At 69.3% G+C, this 23,606-nt stretch carries 19 protein-coding genes; 11 read left to right on the top strand and 8 right to left on the bottom strand.

All coding sequences use genetic code 11. The features are described from left to right. Positions 1 to 6: 6 nt before the first annotated feature. On the bottom strand, positions 7 to 1,293 hold the full coding sequence (locus ACX80W_RS07795; protein ID WP_459281989.1) for an FAD-binding protein: 1,287 nt from the start codon (positions 1,291 to 1,293) through the stop codon (positions 7 to 9). Positions 1,294 to 1,495: 202 nt separating this feature from the next. Between ACX80W_RS07795 and ACX80W_RS07800 the strand changes: the two genes are divergently transcribed. From ACX80W_RS07800 to ACX80W_RS07835, 8 genes are all read left to right on the top strand, one after another. Then, complete coding sequence (locus ACX80W_RS07800) at positions 1,496 to 2,530, top strand: LacI family DNA-binding transcriptional regulator (RefSeq protein WP_459281991.1); 1,035 nt, start codon at positions 1,496 to 1,498, stop codon at positions 2,528 to 2,530. Positions 2,531 to 2,754: 224 nt separating this feature from the next. Further along, entirely contained in the window at positions 2,755 to 4,482 is a 1,728-nt protein-coding gene (araB, locus tag ACX80W_RS07805) for a ribulokinase (RefSeq protein ID WP_459282249.1), read from the top strand. Continuing rightward, positions 4,479 to 5,204, top strand: a complete 726-nt coding sequence (locus tag ACX80W_RS07810; RefSeq protein WP_459281993.1) for an L-ribulose-5-phosphate 4-epimerase — start codon at positions 4,479 to 4,481, stop codon at positions 5,202 to 5,204. The genes araB and ACX80W_RS07810 overlap by 4 nt, the downstream gene beginning before the upstream one ends. Continuing rightward, a complete protein-coding gene (gene araA / locus ACX80W_RS07815) occupies positions 5,204 to 6,718 on the top strand; it encodes an L-arabinose isomerase (protein ID WP_459281995.1) in 1,515 nt (504 codons plus the stop codon). Before ACX80W_RS07810 ends, araA begins: the two co-directional genes overlap by 1 nt. A gap of 50 nt (positions 6,719 to 6,768) precedes the next feature. Next, positions 6,769 to 7,887 carry a multiple monosaccharide ABC transporter substrate-binding protein gene (gene chvE, locus ACX80W_RS07820; protein ID WP_459281997.1) on the top strand — a complete coding sequence of 373 codons (1,119 nt, stop codon included), beginning with the start codon at positions 6,769 to 6,771 and terminating at the stop codon, positions 7,885 to 7,887. Between the two features lie 92 nt (positions 7,888 to 7,979). After that, complete coding sequence (gene mmsA, locus ACX80W_RS07825; RefSeq protein WP_459281999.1) at positions 7,980 to 9,509, top strand: multiple monosaccharide ABC transporter ATP-binding protein; 1,530 nt, start codon at positions 7,980 to 7,982, stop codon at positions 9,507 to 9,509. 4 nt (positions 9,510 to 9,513) lie between these two features. Further along, positions 9,514 to 10,749, top strand: a complete 1,236-nt coding sequence (gene mmsB / locus ACX80W_RS07830; protein ID WP_459282001.1) for a multiple monosaccharide ABC transporter permease — start codon at positions 9,514 to 9,516, stop codon at positions 10,747 to 10,749. A gap of 221 nt (positions 10,750 to 10,970) precedes the next feature. Continuing rightward, on the top strand, positions 10,971 to 11,525 hold the full coding sequence (locus ACX80W_RS07835; protein ID WP_459282003.1) for an RNA polymerase sigma factor: 555 nt from the start codon (positions 10,971 to 10,973) through the stop codon (positions 11,523 to 11,525). 1,230 nt (positions 11,526 to 12,755) lie between these two features. On the opposite strand, the gene ACX80W_RS07840 is transcribed toward ACX80W_RS07835, so the two are convergent. Both ACX80W_RS07840 and ACX80W_RS07845 read right to left on the bottom strand, forming a co-directional pair. Further along, a complete protein-coding gene (locus ACX80W_RS07840) occupies positions 12,756 to 13,250 on the bottom strand; it encodes a CoA-binding protein (protein WP_459282005.1) in 495 nt (164 codons plus the stop codon). Further along, a complete protein-coding gene (locus ACX80W_RS07845; RefSeq protein WP_459282007.1) occupies positions 13,247 to 14,632 on the bottom strand; it encodes an O-acetylhomoserine aminocarboxypropyltransferase/cysteine synthase family protein in 1,386 nt (461 codons plus the stop codon). Before ACX80W_RS07845 ends, ACX80W_RS07840 begins: the two co-directional genes overlap by 4 nt. 322 nt (positions 14,633 to 14,954) lie before the next feature. On the opposite strand from ACX80W_RS07845, the gene ACX80W_RS07850 reads away from it, so the two are divergent. After that, a complete protein-coding gene (locus tag ACX80W_RS07850; RefSeq protein ID WP_459282008.1) occupies positions 14,955 to 16,049 on the top strand; it encodes an NAD(+)/NADH kinase in 1,095 nt (364 codons plus the stop codon). Positions 16,050 to 16,084: 35 nt separating this feature from the next. Here the strand turns inward: ACX80W_RS07850 and ACX80W_RS07855 are convergent, their stop codons facing one another. The 3 genes from ACX80W_RS07855 to ACX80W_RS07865 all read right to left on the bottom strand — a co-directional run bounded on the left by ACX80W_RS07855 (position 16,085) and on the right by ACX80W_RS07865 (position 18,986). Next, on the bottom strand, positions 16,085 to 16,966 hold the full coding sequence (locus tag ACX80W_RS07855) for an ABC transporter permease (RefSeq protein WP_459282010.1): 882 nt from the start codon (positions 16,964 to 16,966) through the stop codon (positions 16,085 to 16,087). Then, the gene (locus ACX80W_RS07860) at positions 16,966 to 18,000 is read right to left on the bottom strand and encodes an aliphatic sulfonate ABC transporter substrate-binding protein (protein ID WP_459282012.1); all 1,035 of its coding nucleotides are present in this window, start codon (positions 17,998 to 18,000) and stop codon (positions 16,966 to 16,968) included. The genes ACX80W_RS07855 and ACX80W_RS07860 overlap by 1 nt, the downstream gene beginning before the upstream one ends. Before the next feature lie 173 nt (positions 18,001 to 18,173). Beyond that, entirely contained in the window at positions 18,174 to 18,986 is an 813-nt protein-coding gene (locus ACX80W_RS07865; protein ID WP_459282014.1) for an ABC transporter ATP-binding protein, read from the bottom strand. 308 nt (positions 18,987 to 19,294) lie between these two features. On the opposite strand from ACX80W_RS07865, the gene ACX80W_RS07870 reads away from it, so the two are divergent. After that, entirely contained in the window at positions 19,295 to 19,711 is a 417-nt protein-coding gene (locus ACX80W_RS07870) for a CoA-binding protein (protein WP_459282016.1), read from the top strand. A gap of 9 nt (positions 19,712 to 19,720) precedes the next feature. On the opposite strand, the gene ACX80W_RS07875 is transcribed toward ACX80W_RS07870, so the two are convergent. Next, the gene (locus ACX80W_RS07875) at positions 19,721 to 20,548 is read right to left on the bottom strand and encodes a DUF1206 domain-containing protein (protein WP_459282024.1); all 828 of its coding nucleotides are present in this window, start codon (positions 20,546 to 20,548) and stop codon (positions 19,721 to 19,723) included. Between the two features lie 144 nt (positions 20,549 to 20,692). Here ACX80W_RS07875 and ACX80W_RS07880 point away from each other — a divergent pair, with 144 nt between their 5' ends. Then, positions 20,693 to 21,259: a DUF1990 domain-containing protein gene (locus ACX80W_RS07880; protein ID WP_459282026.1), complete on the top strand. Its 567-nt coding sequence runs from the start codon at positions 20,693 to 20,695 to the stop codon at positions 21,257 to 21,259. 74 nt (positions 21,260 to 21,333) lie between these two features. Here the strand turns inward: ACX80W_RS07880 and purL are convergent, their stop codons facing one another. Further along, positions 21,334 to 23,604: a phosphoribosylformylglycinamidine synthase subunit PurL gene (gene purL, locus ACX80W_RS07885; protein WP_459282251.1), complete on the bottom strand. Its 2,271-nt coding sequence runs from the start codon at positions 23,602 to 23,604 to the stop codon at positions 21,334 to 21,336. Positions 23,605 to 23,606: the final 2 nt, after the last annotated feature.

Consider the following 23,606-nt stretch of genomic DNA (forward strand, 5'->3'; position numbering starts at 1 on the left):
GCCGGTTCATCCCGGAATCACCGGCCGGTCCGCCGGAGCGAACACCGTGCGCCCCAGGAAGCCGTTGCGGAACTTGCCCTGCGGATCCCAGGTGTCGGCAAGGGAGCGGAAGTCCGCGAGGCGGGGGTACAGCCCGTCGAGGCGGCCAATGCGTGCGGTGAACAGCTTGCCCCAGTGCGGCCGGGCGGAGAAGGGCGCAAGGCGGGCCTCGAGCTCCGGCAGGAACGCCTCGACCTCGGCCTGGAGCGGCTTCCAGGTGAAGTGAAGGCCGATGCCGGGACGGCCGTAATTTCCGCTCAACCACAGGTCGTCGGCGGCCATCGTGCGGATCTCCGAGATCTGGAGCAGCGGTGCGAGTTTCGGGGCGAGGGCGCGGACCGCGTCGATGGCCGCCAGGGCGTGCTCGGAGCCGATCAGGTACTCGGACTGCAGTTCCGCTCCGCTGCTCGGGGTGAAGGCGAGCCGGAAGTGGGCAAGGCGGTCCGACCAGGGGCCGGGGACGCCGAGCTGCTGGGTGCAGTTCACCGGGGACATGCCGGGGACCGGATGGAGCGGCCGGGCCGCCCTGGTCCCGCCGGAAAACGCCTCGGCAGCCGGGGCGTCGTCGTCCGCTGAGGTCCTGGACTTCAGCCAGGCCTGGTTGACGGTGTCCCCGGCCCAGTCGGTGAACAGGCTGACGCTGTAGGCCGCGCCGGTGACCTCCTCGAAGCGCTCTAGGACGCGGGACCAGGGAAGGTCGGTGTAGGCGTCCTGGCGGATGGTGAAGGACGGCTCGATGTCGAGGGTGAGGCGGGTCATGATCCCGAGCGCGCCAAGATTCACCACCGTCCCCGCGAAGTCGGCGTCCTCCCCGCGCCGGACGGTGCACAGGTCCCCGGAGGCCGTGACGAACTCGATGGCGGCGACGGCCGTCGCGAGGTTTCCATTGCCGTTGCCGGAGCCGTGGGTGGCCGTGGCAACCGCCCCGCCGACGGAGATGTGCGGCAGCGAAGCGAGGTTGGCAAGGGCGAATCCCTGCCGCTGGAGCTCGGCGGCGAGCTCGCCATAGCGGGTCGACGCACCGACGTCCACGGTGTGCCGGAGGCGATCGACGCGAATATCCGCCGGGAGGTGCTCCAGCGACACAAGGGTGCCCTCGGTGTCGGCGATGTCGTTGAACGAGTGGCGGCTGCCCAGTGCGCGGATCGACGATGCGCCGGCAACGATCCGCTGCAGGGCCTGTACGGTGGCGGGGCGCTCGAGGCGGGCCTGCCGGTACGTGAGGTTTCCTGCCCAGTTGCGCTCGATCGTCATCGGTTTTTCTTCCTAATCTCGCAGTACAGCCCGTGTCAGCGTTGCCGTCCGTCCGGCGTGCCGCTGCTCCGGCCGGTCGGCGCCTTCCGCCCGCAGGTGTCGGTGGTGGGACCATCCTGCCACCGGGACCTTCCTGGGGCGGGGACTCCAAGGGTATTTCGGCGGGCTGCCCGGGCCGCCGCGGTGCAGTAGCGTGTCCGCCATGACCGAAAAGAACCCCGGAAGGGCTGCGCGGCCTGAGCGCTCGGCGAACATCCGGGACGTCGCACGTGCCGCCGGGGTCTCCCACCAGACGGTTTCGCGGGTGATCAACGGTCATCCGAGCCTGCGGGAGGAAACCCGCCAGCGCGTGCTGGAGGCGATGGAACAGCTCGCCTTCCGGCCCAACCGGGCGGCGCGCGCCCTCGTGACGAGCAGGTCCGGAATCCTGGGGGTGCTCGTCTCTCATGGAGCCGAATACGGGCCGGCGGCGAGCCTGCAGGCCATCGAGAAGGCTGCAGCCGACGCCGGTTATTCGGTCGATATCGCCAACCTTGAGCGGACCGACCGGAACTCTATCGTCGCGGCCCTCGACCGCCTCATGGACCATGCGGTGGAAGGCCTGGTGATCCTCGCACCCCAGTCTCAGTCCCTTGCCGTCATCGAGGACCTCTCGATCCGGTTGCCCTTCGTCACGGTGCATTCGACGGGACGCTTTGCCGACCACCGGCTCTCCGTCGACCAGCTGGCGGGCGCGCGCCTTGCGACCCGTCACCTGCTGGAGCTGGGGCACCGGAGGGTTCTCCACCTGGCCGGGCCGGAGGGCTGGGTGGAGACGGACGCCCGGCTGCAGGGCTACCGGGAGGAGATGGCGGCCTGGAACTTCGCTCCCCTCGCGGCGCCGGTGGGGGACTGGACCGCGGAGTCCGGGTACCGCGTGGGGCGGGCGCTGGCGGATGAACGCGGGTTCAGCGCCGTCTTTGCCTCCAACGACCAGATGGCCCTGGGGCTCGTCCATGCCATGTCCGAGGCCGGCCTCGGAGTCCCCGGCGACGTCAGCGTCGTAGGCTTCGACGACGTCCCCGAGGCGGCGCACTACCTTCCACCGCTCACGACGGTCCGCCAGGACTTCCCCGAGCTGGGGCGGCGCTGTGTCGCCGCCTTGCTGGGTCTGCTCGGCGCCGGGCCGTCCCTGCCGCAGGAGGATGTCGCCCCCGAACTCATTGTGCGCCGCTCCACGGCGACGCCCTCCGATTGACCGGTCGGCCGGCGGATTCCTGTTACCAAAGCGTTACCGAAGACTTCCAGCCCGCTCCGGAAGCTGCCTGTAGGGTGGCACGGACGGTGGATGTGACCGTTCACATTGAAGGACGGCCACGCAGCCTTCCCTCCACAGGCATTCCCGAAAGACAATGAGGTTTTTTCGTGAGCGAAGCTTCCCCCACCACTCCGGCCTCTCCGCATCCGGGGTTGGGCGCTCCGGTGACCGGAACCGGTGACCGGTACGTGATCGGCATCGACTTCGGCACACTCTCGGGCCGCGCCGTCGTCGTCCGTGTCAGCGACGGCGCCGAGATCGGCTCCGCGGTCACCGAATACCCGCACGCCGTCATGGACACGGTCCTGGCGGCCACCGGCGAGGCGCTTCCCCCCGACTGGGCCCTGCAGGTCCCGGCGGACTACGTCGAGGTGCTGCGGACGGCGGTCCCCGCCGCGGTGCGCGACGCCGGCATCGCAGGGCAGGACGTCGTGGGCGTGGGCACCGACTTCACCGCCTGCACCATGGTGCCCACGACCGCCGACGGCACCCCGCTCAACGAGCTGCCCGGCTACGCCGGCCGCCCGCACGCCTACGTGAAGCTGTGGAAGCACCACGCCGCGCAGGGCCAGGCCGACCGTATCAACGACCTCGCCCGCCAGCGCGGCGAGGCCTGGCTGCCCCGCTACGGAGGACTGATCTCCAGCGAATGGGAGTTCGCCAAGGGGCTGCAGCTCCTCGAGGAGGACCCCGAGCTCTACGCACGCATGGACCACTGGGTCGAGGCGGCCGACTGGATCGTCTGGCAGCTGACCGGCCGGTACGTCCGCAACGCCTGCACCGCCGGGTACAAGGGCATCCTGCAGGACGGCGCCTACCCGTCCCGGGAGTTCCTTGAGGCGCTGAACCCGGAGTTCGCCTCCTTCGCCGAGGACAAGGTGGAGCACCCCATCGGTGCGCTCGCCTCCGCCGCGGGCACGCTCTCCGAGCAGGCGGCGGCCTGGACCGGGCTGCCGGTGGGTATCGCCGTCGCCGTCGGGAACGTGGACGCGCACGTGACGGCCCCTGCGGCGCGGGCCACCGGGCCCGGCCAGATGGTGGCCATCATGGGCACCTCGACCTGCCACGTGATGAACGCCGCGACGCTCCGGGAGGTGCCCGGGATGTGCGGCGTGGTGGACGGCGGGATCGTCGAGGGACTCTACGGCTACGAGGCGGGACAGTCGGGGGTGGGCGACATCTTCGCCTGGTTCGTCGCCAACCAGGTCCCGGCCGGCATCACGGCCGAGGCGGAGCGGCTTGGCCTGAGCGTCCACGAGTACCTCACCGAACAGGCCCGGCACGAACCCGTCGGCGCCTCCGGACTGATCGCCCTCGACTGGCACTCCGGCAACCGCTCGGTCCTCGTCGACCACGAACTCTCGGGACTCGTTGTCGGGCTGACCCTCGCCACCGCGCCGCACGAGGTGTACCGGGCGCTGCTTGAAGCCACGGCCTTCGGCACCCGGCGGATTGTCGAGGCCTTCAACGACTCGGGCGTCCCGGTCACCGAATTCGTTGCGGCCGGGGGCCTCATCCGGAACTCCTTCCTGATGCAGACCTACGCCGACGTCCTCAACCTGCCGATCTCGGTGATCGGCAGTGCCCAGGGACCGGCGCTGGGCTCCGCCATCCACGCCGCGGTCGCGGCCGGGCAGTACGCCGACATCGCCGCCGCCGCCGCCGCCATGGGCCGCCTGCACCGCGCCGCCTACCTCCCCGACTCCGCCCGCGCCGAAGCCTATACGGCGCTCTACGCCGAATACCGGGAGCTTCACGACTACTTCGGCCGCGGCGGCAACAACGTGATGCGCCGGCTCAAAGCGATCCGGCGCTCCGCCCGGTCCGTTCCTCCACCCTCAGCGGCTTCCACAGCCCCCGCCGCCTCCACCACCGGCGCGGTGTCGGCATGACCGGCTTCAGCCCCGCCATCGAGGAGGCCATCGCACGGACACGGCAGGAGGTCGCCGGCCTGCACGCGGAACTGGTGCGCTACGGGCTCGTCGTCTGGACCGGCGGCAACGTCTCGGGCCGGGTGCCCGGCACCGACCTGTTCGTCATCAAGCCCAGCGGCGTCGGCTACGACGAGCTGTGCGCCGAAAACCAGATCCTGTGCGCGCTCGACGGCACGGTGGTTCCCGGCACCGCGGGATGTGAAGGTTCACCGTCGAGTGACACCGCCGCCCACGCCTACGTCTACCGGCACCTGCCCGAGGTTGGCGGGGTGGTCCACACCCACTCTCCCTACGCCACCGCCTGGGCGGCCCGCGGCGAGGCGATCCCCTGCGTCCTCACCGCAATGGCCGATGAATTCGGCGGCGAGGTGCCCGTCGGACCGTTCGCCGTCATCGGGGACGATTCGATCGGCCGGGGCATCGTCGACACCCTCGCCGGGCGCCGGTCACGGGCCGTGCTGATGAAGAACCACGGCCCCTTCACCATCGGCCGGGACGCCCGCGACGCCGTCAAGGCCGCCGTCATGCTCGAAGACGTCGCCCGCACCGTGCACCTCTCCCGCCAGCTCGGGGAACCGGCAGTGATCGCCGAAGCGCACGTCGATTCCCTCTTCGACCGTTACCAGAACGTCTATGGCCAGCCCGCCCCGTCACCCTCAACCCCGGCAGGAGCCAACTGATGCCTACCCTCCGCACCACCCTCGACAGCTACGAGGTCTGGTTCCTCACCGGCAGCCAGGACCTGTACGGCGAGGAGACCCTCGCCCAGGTTGAGACGCAGTCCCAGGAGATCTTGAAGATCCTCAACGACTCGGGCCTTCCGGTGAACATCGTCTGGAAGCCGACCCTGAAGGACGCCGACTCCATCCGCCGGATGGCCCTGGAGGTCAACGCCGCCGACAACGCCATCGGCGTCATCGCCTGGATGCACACCTTCAGCCCCGCCAAGATGTGGATCGCCGGCCTCGACGCCCTGCGCAGGCCCCTGCTGCACCTTCACACCCAGATCAACGTCGCCCTGCCCTGGGGCGAGATCGACTTCGACTTCATGAACCTCAACCAGGCCGCCCACGGCGACCGCGAGTTCGGGTACATCCAGTCGCGCCTCGGCGTGCCGCGCAAGACCGTCGTGGGGCATGCCTCCACCCCCGCCGTCACGGCCTCGATCGCGAGCTGGCAGCGCGCCTGCGCCGGCTGGGCCGCCGTGCACGGGCTGAAGGTGGCCCGGTTCGGGGACAACATGCGCAATGTCGCCGTCACCGAGGGCGACAAGACCGAGGCCGAACTGCGCTTCGGCGTCTCGGTCAACACCTGGGGCGTGAACGACCTCGTCGAGGTGGTCGACGCCCAGCCGGATTCCCTCATCGACGACCTGGTCGCCGAATACGAGGAAAGCTACGACGTCGCACCCGTGCTGCGGCGCGGCGAGGAGCGCCACGAGTCGCTGCGCTACGGTGCCCGCCTCGAACTGGGGCTTCTCTCATTCCTTGAAGCCGGCGGCTTCGGTGCCTTCACGACGAGTTTCGAGGACCTCGGCGGCCTGAGGCAGCTCCCCGGCCTCGCCGTCCAACGGCTCATGGCCCGCGGCTACGGTTTCGGCGCCGAGGGTGACTGGAAGACCGCCATCCTGGTCCGCGCGGCCAAGGTGATGGGGGCGGGCCTGCCGGGCGGCGCCTCGCTGATGGAGGACTACACGTACCACCTCGTCCCGGGGGAGGAGAAAATCCTCGGCGCGCACATGCTCGAGATCTGCCCCACCCTGACGACGGCGCGGCCCTCGCTCGAGGTCCACCCGCTGGGCATCGGCGGCCGCGAGGACCCGGTCCGCCTGGTGTTCGACACCGACGCCGGGCCCGGCGTCCTCGTCGCCCTGTCCGACATGCGCGACCGCTTCCGGCTCACGGCGAACGCCGTCGACGTCGTCCCTCCGGACGCACCGCTGCCGAACCTTCCGGTGGCCCGGGCGGTGTGGAAGCCCGCGCCCGACCTCGCGACCTCCGCGGCGGCCTGGCTCAGCGCCGGCGCCGCCCACCATACGGTGCTCAGCACGGCGATCGGCCTCGAGGTCTTCGAGGACTTCGCCGTGCTGGCGGAGACCGAACTCCTGCGGATCGACGCCTCGACGACCCTCCGGGAGTTCCAGCGCGAACTGCGCTGGAACGCGGCCTACTACCGGCTCGCCTCAAAACTGTAAACAACGCAGCAACCCGGGCGAAGGCGCCCGGGCCGACGAAAGGGAACCAAGTGAACAAAAACTTCCTCAAGGGCATCGCCGCCGCCGGTGTGCTCGCACTCAGCCTGAGCGCCTGCGGCGGCAGCCGCGGCACGGATGCCGGAGGCGAGGGCGGCGAGGGCTCGAACGAGGGCGCCAAGATCGGCGTCGCGATGCCCACGCAGCAGTCCGAACGCTGGATCGCCGACGGCGAGAACGTCAAGAGCCAGCTGGAGGAACTCGGCTACGAGGTGGACCTCCAGTACGCCAACGACGACATCCCCACCCAGGTCTCCCAGATCGAGAACATGATCAACGGCGGGGCGAAGGCCCTCGTCATCGCCTCGATCGACGGCACCACCCTCACGAGCGTCCTCGACACCGCGGAGTCCCAGGACATCCCCGTCATTGCGTACGACCGCCTGATCAACGGCTCGGACACCGTCGACTACTACACGACGTTCGACAACTTCGAGGTCGGAGTCCAGCAGGCGACCTCCCTGCTGACCGGCCTCGGCGTGCTCGACGAAAACGGCAAGGAAACCGGCGAAAAGGGTCCGTTCAACGTCGAACTCTTCGCCGGCAGCCCCGACGACAACAACGCCACCTTCTTCTGGGACGGCGCCATGGAGGTCCTGCAGCCCCACCTCGACAGCGGGGTGCTGACCGTTCCCAGCGGCCAGACCGAATTCGAGCAGGCCGCCATCCTGCGCTGGCTTCCCGACACCGCCCAGGACCGCATGGAGGACCTGCTGACCGTCGGCGAAGGCAAGCGCCTCGACGGCGTGCTCTCGCCCTATGACGGCCTCTCGATCGGCATCATCTCCGCCCTGACCTCCGGCGGGTACTCCAAGGACGACCTGCCCGTCGTCACCGGCCAGGACGCCGAGGTCGGCTCCGTGAAGTCGATCATGGCGGGCGAGCAGTACTCCACGATCTTCAAGGACGTCCGTGAACTGGGCAAGCGCGCCGTCACCATGGTCGATTCGCTCATGAAGGGCGAGGAGCCGGAGGTCAACGACGAGGAGACCTACGACAACGGAGAAAAGATCGTCCCCTCCTACCTGCTCGAGTCGGAAATCGTCACCGCCGACAACTACGAGAAGAGCCTCATCGAGACCGGCTACTACACCGAGGACGACCTGAAGTAGGCACAGTCTGAAGTAAGCACGGCCGGGCGGCGGCACCGCCGCCCGGCCTGCTGTTGCGAACATCGATACCTCCTACTGCCAAAGGACGCTTCATGACCGAGCACATTCTTGAGATGCGTCGGATCAGCAAGACCTTCCCCGGGGTCAAGGCCCTCTCCGACGTGAACCTCGCCGTGGCGCGGGGTGAGGTCCATGCGATCTGCGGTGAGAACGGCGCGGGCAAGTCGACCCTCATGAAGGTGCTCTCCGGCGTGTACCCGCACGGCACCTACGACGGCGACATTCGTTTCGACGGCGAAGCCGTCTCCTTCAAGGACATCAAGGACAGCGAACGCAGCGGCGTCGTGATCATCCACCAGGAACTCGCGCTCTCGCCCTTCCTCTCCGTCGCCGAGAACATCTTCCTCGGCAACGAGCGCTCAAGCCGCGGCTTCATCGACTGGAACGAGACGAACGTCGAGGCGGCCAAGCTGCTCCGGCGCGTCGGGCTGACGCTCAACCCCGTCGTGCGGGCCGGCGACATCGGGGTCGGCAAGCAGCAGCTCGTGGAGATCGCCAAGGCGCTGTCGAAGAACGTAAAGCTGCTCATCCTCGACGAACCGACGGCCGCACTCAACGACGAGGACTCAGCGCACCTGCTGGGGCTGGTCAAGGGACTGCGCGACGAGGGCATCACCTCGATCATCATCAGCCACAAACTCAATGAGATCCGCGCCATTGCCGACTCGGTGACGATCCTGCGCGACGGCAGGACCATCGAGACGCTCAGCCTCCACGACGGCTCCGTCACCGAGGACCGGATCATCAAGGGCATGGTCGGACGCGAACTGAAGAACCGCTACCCCGAGCGCACGCCCTCGATCGGGGCCGAAATCCTCCGGGTCGAGGACTGGACCGTGCACCACCCGCAGGAGCACACCCGCGTCATCGTCGACCACGCCAACCTCAGTGTCCGTGCCGGTGAGATCGTCGGGATCGCCGGACTCATGGGCGCCGGGCGGACCGAACTGGCGATGAGCATCTTCGGGCGCAGCTACGGCTCGAACATCTCGGGGAAGCTGTACAAGGACGGCCGGGAGATCTCGGTCCGCACCGTCAGCGATGCCATCCGCCACGGCATCGCCTACGCCACCGAGGACCGCAAGCGCTACGGGTTGAACCTCCTCGACGACATCAAGCGCAACATCTCCGGCGCGGCGCTGGGCAAGCTCGCCCGACGCGGCTGGGTGGACAGCGGACGGGAAGCCGTCGTCGCCGGGGGATACCGGACCTCGATGAACATCAAGGCGCCGTCGGTCACCTCGGTGACGGGGAAGCTCTCCGGAGGCAACCAGCAGAAGGTGGTGCTCTCGAAGTGGATGTTCGCGGACCCGGACGTGCTCATCCTTGATGAGCCGACCCGCGGCATCGACGTCGGTGCCAAATACGAAATCTACACAATCATCAACTCGCTCGCTGCCCAGGGGAAAGCGGTGATCGTCATCTCCTCGGAGCTACCCGAACTGCTCGGCATCTGCGACCGCATCTATACCCTCGCCGAGGGCTCAATCACCGCCGAGGTGCCCATCGGCGAGGCGACACCCGAGCTCCTCATGCAGCACATGACCAAGGAAAAGGACTGAATCCATGGCTTCGAGCCTCACCGACGCCGCCCTGAAGCCTGCGGCGCCCACACTGACCGACGCGGGACGGTTCCTCGCCAGCAGGCTCCGGCAGATCGGCATCTTCGTCGCGCTCCTGGTGATCGTCACCCTGTTCCAGCTGCTCACGGCCGGCAAGCTGCTGCAGCCGGACAACGTCTCGAACATCATCGTGCAGAACAGCTACATCCTGCTGCTCGCCATCGGCATGGTGATGATCATCGTGGCGGGCCATATCGACCTCTCCGTGGGGTCGGTCGCCGCCTTCGTGGGCGCCATGTCGGGCATCATGATCCAGGACTGGAGCTTCCCCTGGTGGCTCGCCTTCGCGGCCTCGCTTGCCATCGGCGGCCTCGTCGGGGCGTGGCAGGGCTTCTGGGTCGCCTACATGGGGATCCCGGCGTTCATCGTGACCCTCGCGGGCATGCTCGTCTTCCGCGGGCTCACCCAGATCACGCTGGAGAACCGGCGGATCACCGGGTTCCCGGTCGAGTACCGGCAGCTGGGCGGCGGGTTCCTGTTCCCCGGGCTCTTCCCCGCAGACACCAACATCCTCGACTGGACCACCGTCGGCCTCGGGCTCCTCGCCGTCGGGCTGCTCATCGCCAGCCAGCTGCGTGGGAGGTCCACGCGGGCCAAGCTGAAGCTCGACGACGAACCGATGGCCTGGTTCGCCACCAAGCTCGTCTTCGGCACGGTGGTCATCCTCGGCCTGACCTACCTGCTGGCCAGCTCCCGCAGTGGAACCCCGATCGTCCTCGTGGTGCTTGGCCTCCTCGTGGTGACCTACAGCGCGGTGATGGGGAACAGCGTCTTCGGCCGCCACATCTACGCCCGCGGCGGCAATCTCCAGGCGGCCCAGCTCTCCGGCGTCAACACCAGGAAGATCGACTTCTACCTGTTCGTCAACATGGGGGTGCTCGCCGCACTGGCGGGCCTCATCTTTACCGGCCGCCTCAACTCCGCGGGCCCCGGCGCCGGCAACCTGTTCGAGCTCGATGCGATCGCAGCGGCCTTCATCGGCGGCGCAGCGGTCACCGGTGGAGTCGGCACGGTGATCGGTGCCATCACCGGTGGGCTGATCATGGGTGTGCTCAATAACGGCATGTCGCTGCTCGGCGTGGGAAGCGACTACCAGCAGTTCATCAAGGGAATGGTGCTCCTGCTGGCCGTGGGCTTCGACGTCTTCAACAAGCGGCGCGCCTCGAATGCCCTGAAGTAGGGACGCACCGGAGGAAATCTAAGAAAGTGTCCGGCCGGCGTAACTTTTCCGGACCGGCGCACGATTACTCCTGTGTAAGTGCCGCACCGAGGCTTATCCCCCATAGGGCCTCGGTGCGGCCTTTCTTTTGGACCGCCGCCCGGCGCACCCGCCGGGCCTGCCACGCAGCGCGGCATGCAGCCGATAAGCTGACTTCTCCAACCACCTTCGCAAGGAAATCCATGGTCCGCATGCTGCCCGAAGAAGCGCTCGCACGCGCTCAGGAGGGTGACCCGGCAGCCTTCGAATGGATCTACTCCCAACTCAGCCCGTTGGTGCTCGGCTACTTCTCGGGCAGGGGCGCCGAGGATCCCGAGGGCCTGACCCAGGAAGTCTTCCTCACGGTCTTCACGAAGCTTTCGACACTCCATGGCGGGCCAGGCGCGCTGCGCACCTTCGTCTTCTCCGTCGCCCACGCAAGGTACGTCGACGAACTGCGGAAGAAGGCGCGCGGCCCCCTGCTGACCGGGTATGAACCCGAGAGCGACCTCCGCGCGAGCGAATCGGCCGAGTCCATCGCGCTGAACCGGTTCGGCGAAGGGGACACCGAAGAGCTGCTGGGGTCCCTCAAGGACGAGCACCGGGAGGTCCTGCTGCTGCGCGTCGTTGCCGGGCTTTCGCTCGAGCAGACGGCGAAGGTAATGGGCAGGTCGACAGGCTCCATCAAGCAGCTACAGCGGCGGGGTCTGCTCCGCCTGAAGGAACTTGTTGAACCGAACCAGAAAGAGGCGTCATGATGGCTGGCAGGACACCGGCCGATGACGAGGCCCTGCAGGAACTCCTGGATGAAGCGGGCCTGCCCGCCACCGTCGAACTCCTTGAGGTACTGGACACCGTGCGCAGTCTGGGAGACCGGTTCCCTCCCGTATCCTCAGCGGAGCTGTTGCCGTTCCTGGCCCCACCGGATTCCCCGGGACTGGGGACAGGACGCCGACTCCGGGGCCCCATCATCGGCGGCACCCTGGTGGTCTCCATGGGGCTGGGTATGTCCGGCGTTGCCGCCGGGCCGGGCGTCTTCACCGATCGCCTCGGCAGCGCGGTGACCTCGATCATGGGCCAGCCGGGCGGAAGCATGCCGGACCCGGTGCCGGCAGCAGCCGGCGCCGCAGGGCTCCCGGGGCCGACCGACCTGCCCGGCCCGTCGGCCCCGCCAGTGCCGGTCGAAGCGTACCCGGCGCAGGGTACCGCCGGGTCCGCCGCACCAGGGGACACCGCGGCCACCCTGCCGGACTCCGGAAGGACCGCAGCCGAGGCAGGGCCGGCGTCGGCAGGCGGCGTCGGATCGGGTTCCGGCCCGGACACCGGAGGGCGTCCGGAAGCCACCGCCGAAGTCCCGGCAGTGGAGGATGAGCCGGTGCGCACCCCACCCGGCGGCTCCGGTCCCGGACCCGGCGCCGCTTCAGGCGGCACCCCCCGGGACAATTCGCCCGGCCGGCCTTCGGTCGTGCCCGGGGCAGGGCCGGAGGGCGGCCGGAAGGCTGGACCGAAACCGGCGAAAGCCGAGCCGGCGAAACAGCGGCCAGCCGCGCCGGGGCAGGGCACCGGGCGGGATGCCGGGCCGAAGCCTGGCGGTCCCAAGCCTGCCGGGCCCAGACCCGTTCAGCCCGGACCCGTCGAGCCCAGGCCCGTTGAACCGGGAACTGGCCTCGAAATGGGACGGAACGGCCCTTCGAAGCCTGAGCCGGCGGACCCCCTCGACCCGGTCGACCCGCAGGTCGGCACGGATGCCGATCGGAGGACCGCACCGAGGGAGTCCGGCCCGGAGCCGCAGCCCGGCACCGGTCAGGGAACACCGGACAGTGCTATGTCGGACCCGGAGAAGGAGACTTCCGGCCCGGGGCAGCCGCCGGTTGGTGAAGCAGGCGGCCCCGCGCACGCCGGTGACCCGGCGCCTGGGACCGGCGGAGGGGTGAAGCCGGAGCTCCCAGCGGGGACACCGCCGGAGGCACCGTCCTTCCAGCGCGCCGTCAGGAGGTGAGCTGCCGCTTCGAGGAGATCACGCCGGTATTGAACCCGGCGAGGTTCAGTCCGCCGTGGAAGCGGGCGTGCTCAATCTTGAGGCAGCGGTCCATGACGACCGAGAGCCCTGCCTGCTCGGCGGTGCGGGCCACCTCCTCGTGCCAGGAACCCAGCTGCAGCCACAGGGCCTGCGCCCCGACCTCGAGGGTCTCCTGCAGCACCGAGGGGAGGTCGTCGTGCTTACGGAAGACGTCGACCACATCGGGGACCTCCGGGAGGTCCGCAAGCGAGGCATACGCGGGCTGGCCGAGGATCTGCGTGGCCACCGGGTTCACGAAGTACAGCCGGTAGGGCGACGAGGACTGGAGGTAGGTCGCGACGAAGTAGGAGGCCCGCGACGGCTTGTCCGAGGCGCCGACGATCGCCACCGACTTCGCCCTGCGCAGCAGGCCCAGCCGCTCAGGCGCGGAGGGTCCCTCCCACGTCCGCGGTGCGGCGCTCATGCCCCGACCCCCACGGCGCGGGTCGGGTCCTGCCCGTCGGCTGGCTCGCCGGCGCCGCCCTCCTCCGGTGCCTGCGGCAGGAAGGACGAGCCGTCGCGCTCGACGGCCTCGGTCAGCGCCTGGTCGAGGTCCCACAGGATGTCTTCAAGGTCCTCAAGGCCCACCGAGATGCGGACCAGGTCCTCCGGGATGCCCGCCGCGGCGAGCTGTTCGGGTGAGAGCTGCTGGTGGGTCGTCGACCCGGGGTGGATGACGAGCGTGCGCGAGTCCCCAACATTCGCCAGGTGCGATGCGAGCTGCAGCGCTTCGATGAAGCGCTGCCCGGCCTTGCGCCCACCGCGGATCCCGAAGCTGAAGACCGATCCCGGCCCCAGCGGCAGGTACTTCGCAGCCCTCCCGTGGTGCGGGTGGCCGGGAAGCCCCGCGTAATTGACATAGGCGACGCGCGGGTCGGCCTTCAGCCATTCCGCGACGGCCAACGCGTTCGACAGGTGCTCGTCAAGCCGCTGGGCGAGGGTCTCCACCCCCTGCAGGAGCTGGAAGGCCGACTGCGGCGACAGCGACGGCCCGATGTCGCGCAGCTGCTCGGTGCGGAGCTTGGTCAGGAACCCGTATTCACCGAAGTTCGCCCACCACTGGATGTTCCCGTAGGAGGGGACGGGTTCGGTCATGCCGGGGAAATTGCCGTTGCCCCAGTCGAATTTCCCGCTCTCGACGACGACGCCGCCGAGGGTCGTCCCATGGCCGCCGATGAACTTCGTGGCGGAGTGGATCACGATGTCCGCGCCGTGTTCGATCGGCCGGATGAGGTAGGGCGTGCTGAGGGTCGAGTCGATGACCAGGGGTACCCCTGAGCCGTGGGCGACCTCCGCCAGGCCCTGAAGGTCGGCGATCTCGCCCGAAGGGTTGGCGATGACCTCCGCGTAGACGGCCTTGGTGTTCGGCCGGATGGCGGCGGCGTAGTCGGCGGGATCCGTGCCGGGAACGAAGGTGGTTTCGATGCCGAAGCGCCGCAGCGTGACGTCGAGCTGTGTCACGGTCCCGCCGTACAGCTGGGATGCGGCAACGATGTGGTCCCCCGCCTGGCACAGCGCGGCGAAGGTGATGAACTCGGCGCTCATGCCCGACGCCGTCGCCACGGCTCCGATGCCTCCCTCGAGTGAGGCGATGCGCTCCTCGAACGCCGCAACCGTCGGGTTGCCGATGCGGGAGTAGATATTGCCGTACTTCTGCAGGGCGAACAGGCTGGCGGCGTCGTTGGTGTCCCGAAAGACGAACGACGTCGTCTGGTAGATGGGCACGGCGCGGGCGCCGTGTGCGGCATCGGGGGTTCCCCCGGCGTGGAGCGCCCGGGTCCGGAACCCGAACGTCCGCTCCGCCATCAGAGTCCTGCCGTCCCGGTCGAGGGGGTTTCCCGGACACCGGGCCCGCCTCCGGTCGGCGCCGGGGAGGCGGACGTCGGGGGCTTCGTAAAAACTGTGCTGCTCATGATTCCTCCATCGGTTCTGGCGGTAGCACCCTACTGTCAGCGCCGGAGGCGCTGGCCAGGGTTGCTGCGGCGTTCTGGAGCCAGATCTCTCGGCCGCTCGGGATGGTTCTTCCCGAGTGTGGCAGGGTCCGGCGCAGGCGCCAAGAAATGTGTCACTGCGGGTCGGGGCAATGCGGGTAAGGTTTGCTCACGCGGACGATGCAAAGGAGCCGGAGGTGGAATTACGCAGGCTGGGACTCGTGGTGCACGGGGGCAAGCCGCGGGCCGTCGAGGCTGCGAGAGGCCTTGAGCGTTGGGCCGGTGAGCACGGCATCGCTGTGGCCGAGGTGGACGTCTGGTCCGCGGATGAGCACGGACACCTGCGGATCGAACATTCCCCGCCCGGCACCTTCGACCTCGTTGTCACGATCGGCGGCGACGGCACGTTCCTGCGCGGCGTGGCGGTGGCCCATGCCTCCGGTTCCCCGATCCTGGGCGTCAATTTGGGACGGGTGGGCTTCCTCACCGAGGTCGAGCCCGAGCACCTGATCGAGGCGCTCAATGCCGTCATCGCGAATGAGGCGCTGGAGGAGCGGCGCCTGACCCTCACGATGCGCTCGAGCCGGCCGCTGCGGATCCCCAAGGAACTCGGCGCGCTGCTCCATTACGAGAAGGGCCCGACGACGGAGCCGCCCGAGGTCCGTGCCGACGCCGCCCAGGAGACGGGCTGGGGCATCGGGATGGACGTCACGGCGCTCAATGACGTGGTGTTCGAGAAGCTCACCCGCGACCGGCAGGCAAGCGTGGCGGTCTATGTCGGATCCCGCCATTTCGTCTCCTACTCGGCCGACGCGCTCATCATCGCCACGCCCACCGGTTCCACCGCTTATTCGTTCGCGGCGGGCGGCCCGGTGGTGTCCCCCCGCGCCCAGGTGCTCCTGTTCACCCCGGTCGCCGCGCACATGGTCTTCGACCGGAGCCTGATCGTGGCCGCCGACGAACTCGTCTCGGTGCGGGTGCTCGAGCGCAGCGGTCAGGTGTCCATGTCCGTCGACGGCCGGATCGTCGGAGTCCTTGACCCGGGGGACTGGGTCTCCGTCTATGCCCGCCCGACGGACGTCCGGATGCTCCGGCTCCAGGAGCCGGACTTCTTCGGCCGGGTCCGTGACCGGTTCGGGCTCGTCGATGCCGCCGCCGCTGCGGCGGACGGCGATTCGCCGGTGGCCCACATCCCCAGCACGCCCAAGCCCGACGACATGAAGCACGTCCACATCCCGACCCCGGACCTCGAAGCGTGGACGTGGCCGCGGATCGAGCGGTTGGACCGGTAGGTCCCCGGCCCGGCGGGGCCGGCCCGGCCCGCAGCTCAGGCCCACCGCCGCACCGCCCAGCGCTGGCCGAGGCCGAGCAGGGCGTCGGTCGTCTTGCCTAGGACCGCGAGCAGGATGATCGCCAGGAAGATCCGGTCGACCCTGCCGTTGTTCTGGGAGTCACTGAGCAGCCAGCCGAGCCCCATCGAGGCGGCGATGAGCTCGGCGGCGACGAGGAAGAGCCAGGATTGGGCAAGGGCCAGGCGCAGCCCCGAGAACACCGCAGGGATGATGGCGGGCAGCTGCACGGTGGTGAGGAGCCGGAACCCGGTGAGCCCGAAGGCCCGCCCGGCCTCCACCAGGTTCCGGTCGACGTGGCGCAGCGCGAGGGACACCGTGGTGAAGACCGGGAAGAACGCCCCGATGAGGATCAGCGTGACCTTCGAGTCCTCGTTGATGCCGATCCACAGGATCAGCAGTGGAACCCAGGCCAGGGACGGGACGGCCCGCACCGCGCCGATTGTGGGCCCCAGGAGGGAATCGGCGAACCGTGACAGCCCGAGCACCGCCCCGGCAGCAAGGCCCAGTGCCGCTCCCAGGCCAAAGCCGATCAGTACGCGCTGGGTGCTGATGGCGATGTGCACCGAGAGTTCCCCGCGCTCCAGCAGTTCGGCGGCGGCACGCACGACGGCGCCCGGTGGAGGCAGCTGGACGGCGCTGAACACCCCGGTGACCGAGTTGAGCTGCCACGCGCCGAGCAGGAGGGCCGGAACGACCAGCCCGAGCAGCAGCCCGCGCAGGCGGACCGCCGCCCCGGGGGAGGCTTCCGGGCGGGAGCCTCCCCGGGTGCCTGAAGCCTTCCCCGCTGCAGCCGGGACCGGCACGGCCTCCGGGGCCGGGGGCCGCGCCGGCGGCATGCCGTTGACCGGGCCGGTCATCAGGAGGCTCCGACGGCGGCCGGGTCGGCCTTCGTCACGAGCGAGTCATCGAACAGGGTCTCGAGGGCCGTATCGACCTGCTCCTGGGTGCTGACGTCCCCCGACTCGACGAAGACCGGGCCGATCTTCTCCAGGACCTCCCGCTGGGCGTCCCCGGGGACCGGGTCGACGTCGAGGTTGGTGCGCTCAAGGATCACCGAGTCCGCGACGGCCGGATCGATCCCGGCGACCTCGGCGAGGATCGCCGCGGTATCCCCGGGGTTCTCGGCGGCCCAGTCACGCGCCTTCTCATACGCGTTCACCACGGCCTGGGCGACGTCGGGCTTTTCCTCAAGGAAGCTCTCGGTGGCATTGAGGAACCCGTAGCTGTTGAAGTCGATGTTCCGGTAGAACAGCTCGGCGCCGTCCTGCTCGGCGGCGGCCATGATGGGGTCGAGACCGGACCAGGCGTCGACGGCCCCGCTGGCGAGGGCGGCCCGGCCGTCGGCGTGCTGCAGGTTCTGCACAGTCACCTCGTCGGGGTCGACTCCGGCCGATTCAAGGGCCTGCAGCAGGAAGAAGTAGGGGTCGGTGCCCTTGGTCGCCGCGACCGACCTGCCGCGCAGGTCCTCCACCGCGGTGATGTCCGATCCGGCGGAGGTGACGAGGGCCGCCCACTCCGGCTGCGAGTAGATTTCGATCGTCTTGATCGGAGAACCGTTCGAGCGCGCGAGCAGCGCCGCCGATCCGGCCGTCGACCCAACGTCGATCGCACCGGCCCGCAGGGCCTCGTTGGCCTTGTTCGAGCCGGCCGACTGGACCCAGTTCACCGTGATGTCCTGGTCGGCGAGGTCCTCCTCAAGCCATCCCTGTTCCTTGATGACCAGGCTCAGCGGGTTGTAGGTCGCGAAGTCGATGTTCAGGGTGCCGCCTGTGGTGGCGGCCTCGGCTGCTGTGCCGCCGGAGGCGGTGTTCTCCCCGGCCATGCAGCCGCTCAACCCAAGGGACAAGGCTGCGGCGACGGAGGCGGTGCGGAGAAGGGCAAGACGGTTCATGGGGTTCCTTTACTGGGTGGGCCGGGAGTGCGGGAAAATGCGGCAGCGGGCATGGCTGCAGGAGGAGATGGTGGAGCGTGGAGGGTGCGGGCGAGGTGGGGCTGCGGGGCGGTCCGGGCCTCAGATGGCGGGGGTCCGCCCCGTCGCTGGCCGGTTCCCCGGTGCCCCGTTCCTCAGTGTCCGGTGACGCCGAGCAGGGCGAGGAGGGTGCGGCGCAGTTCGGCCAGGTCGCGGGAGCTGCGGTCCCGCGGACGGGAGCCAGGGACCCGGATCAGGTCCTTCACCGTTGAGCCGGGCCCGTCGCCGCTGCTGCCGAGCACCAGGATCCGGTCGGCGAGCTGGAGGGCCTCGTCGACGTCGTGGGTCACCAGCAGCACAGTGGTGGGCTGTGCCGCGTGGATTTCCAGGAGCAGGTCCTGCATCTTGAGCCGGGTCAGCGCGTCGAGCGCACCGAAGGGTTCATCGAGCAGCAGGACGCCGGGCGTGCGGGCCAGCGCCCGGGCGAGGGAGGCACGCTGGGCCATCCCCCCGGACACCTCCCGGGGGCGGTGCTTGGCGAAACGGTCAAGGCCCACGAGGTGGAGCAGTTCGGCGACCTTGGCCTTGCCGGCGCTCGCACTCGAGGATTTCGGCAGCCCGATGGCGACATTGGCCTGCAGGGTGTGCCAGGGCAGCAGGCGCGGCTCCTGGAAGGCAACGGCGCAGCGCTCGTCGATGCCGCGGACCTCCGTGCCGTCGATCAGCACGCTTCCGGCGTCGGGGGTGTCGAGGCCGGCCGCGGCGCGCAGCAGCGTCGATTTGCCGCAGCCGCTGGTGCCAAGGATGGCCAGGACCTCGCCGGGCCGGATGTCCACGGTGACGTCCCGCAGCACCACCCGTCGGTCGCCGGGGGTCCCGAAGCTGCGGCCGAGGTTGCTGAAGGTCACCTTCAGGGGCGGCCGGCGGCGCGGATCGGTGGAATGGGCGGAAGCCAGAACAGCAGTCATAGAACTCTCCATCGTTCCTGGCAGTAGCACCCTACGGAACAAGCCTTCGCCGACGCTGTTCAGCGCCCGGCACCCGCGGCCTGCTCCTCGTTATTGCCCGGTATCAGGGGATACGGGCAACCAGGGTTGCTGCGGCTTCATCGATCCAGGTCTCTCAGCCGCTCGGGATGGTCAAGCACCACTAAACGCCCCTTGCCGAGCAGGCGGCAAATCCTTCCCGTAATAAACGGACACGCGTCGGCGCCCTTGACGGCTCCGGCGTCCGGGAGGTTCGCATAGGCTGGAGCCGGTTGAAGGGAAGGACAAGAGTGAAGCACTCCAATGATCCGGCGGTAATCCGGCGGCTCCTGGGCGAACCGGGCCGGTGGGCCGTGGTCGGCCTGTCGAACAATCCGCGGCGGACGGCGCTGTCGGTTTCCCGGTTCCTGGCCGACCGGCTGGATAAGGAAATCGTCCCGGTGAGCCTCAAGGGCGAGAACGTGCACGGCCGGAAGGGCTATCGAACCCTCGGGGAGATCCCGGGCCCGATCGACGTCGTCGACTGCTTCGTGAACTCCACGCGGGTGGGTGCCGTCGTCGACCAGGCCATCGCGGTCGGAGCCAAGGCCGTGTGGCTTCAGCAGGGCGTCGTCGATGAGGCCGCGGCGCAGCGTGCCCGGGATGCCGGGCTCGACGTCGTGATGGACACCTGCCCGGTCACCGAAAGCGCCCGTCTTGGACTCTGAGGGAGCTGCCTACATGCGCTGGTAGCGCGAGCGGACCATCAGGAACAGCCCGTAGCAGATTAGTCCGACGGCGACGGCGCCAAGGATCCAAATGCCGAAGGGTTGCCCGGCAAGGGTCTTCAGGGCCCCATCGAGCCCGGTCGACTCCTCCGGGTTGTTCCGCACCGCCGCCAGGATGAGCAGGAAACCGAGAACGGCGAGGGCGACCCCCTTGGCAATGTAGCCCACGGTGCCGAGGGTTCGTACGGCGGATCCCGCCTCGCCCGAGGGAAGCCGTGAGAGGTTCTTCGCGAACCTCTTGGTCACGCCGCTGTAGGCGAAGTAGCCGCCGGCGGCGAGCAGGCCGATTCCGACCGCGATCAGCAGGGCCGCCCCGGCCGGGTGCGACATCAGGGACGCCGTGGTCGACTGGGCCGACTGGCCGCTGTCACTCGACCCTCCGAGCGCGTACCGTCCGAAGGCTACCGCGAGTGCCGCATACACGACGGCCGTTCCTCCGGACTTCAGCCGCTCCTTGGTCCGCTCATTGCCGCTGACGCGTTTTGCCCCGAAGAAGACCTCGCTGAGCTGAAAGAGCGCGAGGGCGATACAGCCGAGGAAGCACGCCCACAGGAGGATCCTTCCGCCCGGCCCGGCGGCCAGCTGTTGGAGCGCCCCGCTCTGGTCCGCATTGCCCGACCCGCCGGTGGCGATGCGCAGGGCGATGATGCCGATCAGGAGGTGGAGCAGCCCGGCCGCGATGTAGCCGGCCCGCGCGGCCAGTTGGAAGCCTTTTGAGTCGGCAACGTCTTCGGCGGCGCCGGCCGCCTTCGTTGCCTGGCGTTTTGCCTCGCCCATGGTTTCCTCCCGCGCAGGTGTGTGGCACCATCCTGCCACTTTTTCCGGGCTCCGGGGGGTGCCGGCGGGGAAGCGTTGAGAAGCGGCTAGGCTCGAAGCAGCGGCCTCCTCCGGCGGGGCCGGAGGACGGCGGGAGATCGGCTGATGGAAGGGTTGACCTACCCGGAGCAGGGGCGCACCGACCGCCCGTTCCCCGAGCCGTTGACCGGCGGCTGGCCCGAGGGCTACCGGGTCACGGTCACGGCGCACCCGGTGGAGGCCGAGGACCCGGGAGCGGCCTTCGAGGCCCTGGCCGAAGGCATCCTCACCTGGCAGCTGCACCGGTACGCCGGCCTGCGGGTGGACACCGGCGCGGCCCGGGCCGTCCCCGGCGTTGAGGTGAGCACCGCCCTTGGCCTTGGCCCGTTGCGGCTGCCCGCCCCCAGCACCGTGCTGTGGTCACGGGAGGTGCTCCGCGACGCCTCCGGCCGGCCCGTGCCGGGCCAGCGCGCGGGATTCGGCTACGGCACGCGGAAGGGCCACCCGGTGCGCGGCGAGGAGGGCTTCTACGCCGAGCTCAGCCCGGAGGGGAAGCTGATCTTCCGGGTGAGCGCGTACAGCGTCCCGGCCTCGGCCCTCTACCGGCTCGGGGCCCCGGCGCTGCGTCAAGTGCAGCGGTATGTCACCGCCCGGTACGTTCGGGCGGCCCGGCGTCTTGCCCGCGAAGGTTAACCAGGAAAGGGCCGGAACCCCCGGCGTTTCGCCCGGGGTCCCGGCCCTTTCCTGTCCTTGAGGAAGTCCTGTCCTCAGCCGAAGTACTTCGGCAGGGTTCCCTCGTGCGCTTCCTTCAGCTCGGCCAGCGGCAGGGTGAAGTGGCCCTGCACGTCGAGCGCCCCGTTCTCGGTATCGACGACGCCGATCCGGATCGTCGGGTAGTTCCGGGCGGTGCACATGTCGTTGAAGCGCACCTCCTCGGAGCGGGGAACGCTGACGATCGCACGGCCCTGGCTCTCGCTGAACAGCGCGGTGAACGCGTCGATGCCGTCGCGCTCGCAGAGCTCGTCGATGCCGATGCGCGCCCCCACGCCGAACCGGAGTGCCGCCTCGGACAGGGCGGCGGCGAGGCCGCCTTCAGAGAGGTCGTGGGCGGCGTCGATCATGCCGTCGCGCGAGGAATTCACGAGCACCGCGGCGAGGGTCTTCTCCGCCGCGAGGTCGACCACCGGGGGAGTGCCGCCGAGGTGGCCGCGCAGGTTGGCCCACTCCGACCCGTCGAGTTCGTTCCGGGTAGTGCCGAGCAGGTAGATGGCCTGCCCGTCCTCGCGCCAGCCGGACGGGGTGCGCCGGGTGACGTCGTCGAACACGCCCAGCACGCCCACCACGGGCGTGGGGTGGATCGCCACGCCACCGGTCTGGTTGTAGAGCGAAACGTTGCCGCCGGTGACGGGCACGCCGAGTTCCTGGCAGGCGTCGGCGAGTCCGCGCACCGACTCGGCGAACTGCCACATCACCTCGGGGTCCTCCGGGGAGCCGAAGTTGAGGCAGTCCGTGACGGCCAGCGGCTTCGCACCGGAGGTGGCGACGTTGCGGTACGCCTCCGCCAGGGCGAGGCGGGCACCCTCGTACGGGTTCAGGTACGAGTAGCGGCCGTTCGCGTCGGTCGAAATGGCGACGCCGAGGCCGGTCTCCTCATCGACGCGGATCACGCCGGCGTCGTCGGGCATCGCCAGGGCGGTGTTGCCCTGGACGTAGCGGTCGAACTGGTTGGTGACCCAGTCCTTGGAGCACATATTCGGCGAGGACATCAGCTCGAGCACCGCGGCGCGGAGGTCCGGTGAAGAGCCCTCGAAGGAGTCCGCCTGGACGCCGTCGAGCCACTCGGGCCGGTGGTAGGGCCGCTCGTAGACGGGCCCGTCGTGGGCCACGGTGCGGGGGTCGACGTCGACGATCGTCTCGCCGTCCCACTCGATGACGAGCCGCCCGGTGTCGGTGACCTCGCCCAGCCAGGAGTACTCGACGTTCCACTTGTCCATAATCGCTTCGAACGCCGCCGCGTTCTGCGGGGTGACGACGGCCATCATGCGCTCCTGGGACTCCGACATGAGGATCTCACCGGGGGTGAGGGTCGGGTCGCGCAGGAGGACCTTCGTGAGTTCGACGTGCATGCCGCCGTCGCCGTTGGAGGCAAGCTCGGAGGTGGCGCAGGAGATCCCGGCCGCCCCAAGGTCCTGGATGCCCTCGACCACCGAGGCCTTGAAGAGTTCGAGGCAGCACTCGATGAGCACCTTCTCGGCGAACGGGTCGCCCACCTGCACGGCGGGGCGCTTGGAGGGCTTGGCGTCGTCGAAGGACTCCGAGGCGAGCACGGAGGCGCCGCCGATGCCGTCGCCGCCGGTGCGGGCACCGAAGAGCACCACCCGGTTGCCCACGCCCGAGGCGTTCGCCAGGCGGATGTCCTCGTGCCGCAGCACGCCGACGGCGAGGGCGTTGACGAGCGGGTTGCCCTGGTAGGAGGGGTCGAAGACGACCTCGCCGCCGATGTTGGGCAGGCCCAGGGAGTTGCCGTAGCCGCCGATGCCCGCAACGATGCCGTGCACCAGGCGCGCGGTGTCGGGGTGGTCGATGGCGCCGAAGCGCAGCGGGTCCATCACGGCGACGGGCCGGGCGCCCATGGAGATGATGTCGCGGACGATGCCGCCGACGCCGGTTGCCGCGCCCTGGTAGGGCTCCACGAACGAGGGGTGGTTGTGGGATTCGACCTTGAAGGTCACGGCCCAGCCGTCACCGATGTCGACGACGCCGGCGTTCTCCCCGATGCCCACCAGGAGGTGTTCCTTCATGGCGTCGGTGACCTTCTCGCCGAACTGGCGCAGGTGCACCTTCGAGGACTTGTAGGAGCAGTGCTCGCTCCACATCACCGAATACATCGCCAGTTCGGCGCCGGTGGGGCGGCGGCCGAGGATCTCGACGACGCGGTCGTACTCGTTCTTCTTGAGGCCGAGCTCCGCCCAGGGCAGGTCCTGCCCTGGGGTGGCCTCGGCGTTGGCGACGGTGTCGATATTGAACTTCTTGGACATTG

Source organism: Arthrobacter melezitosi (assembly GCF_054511055.1).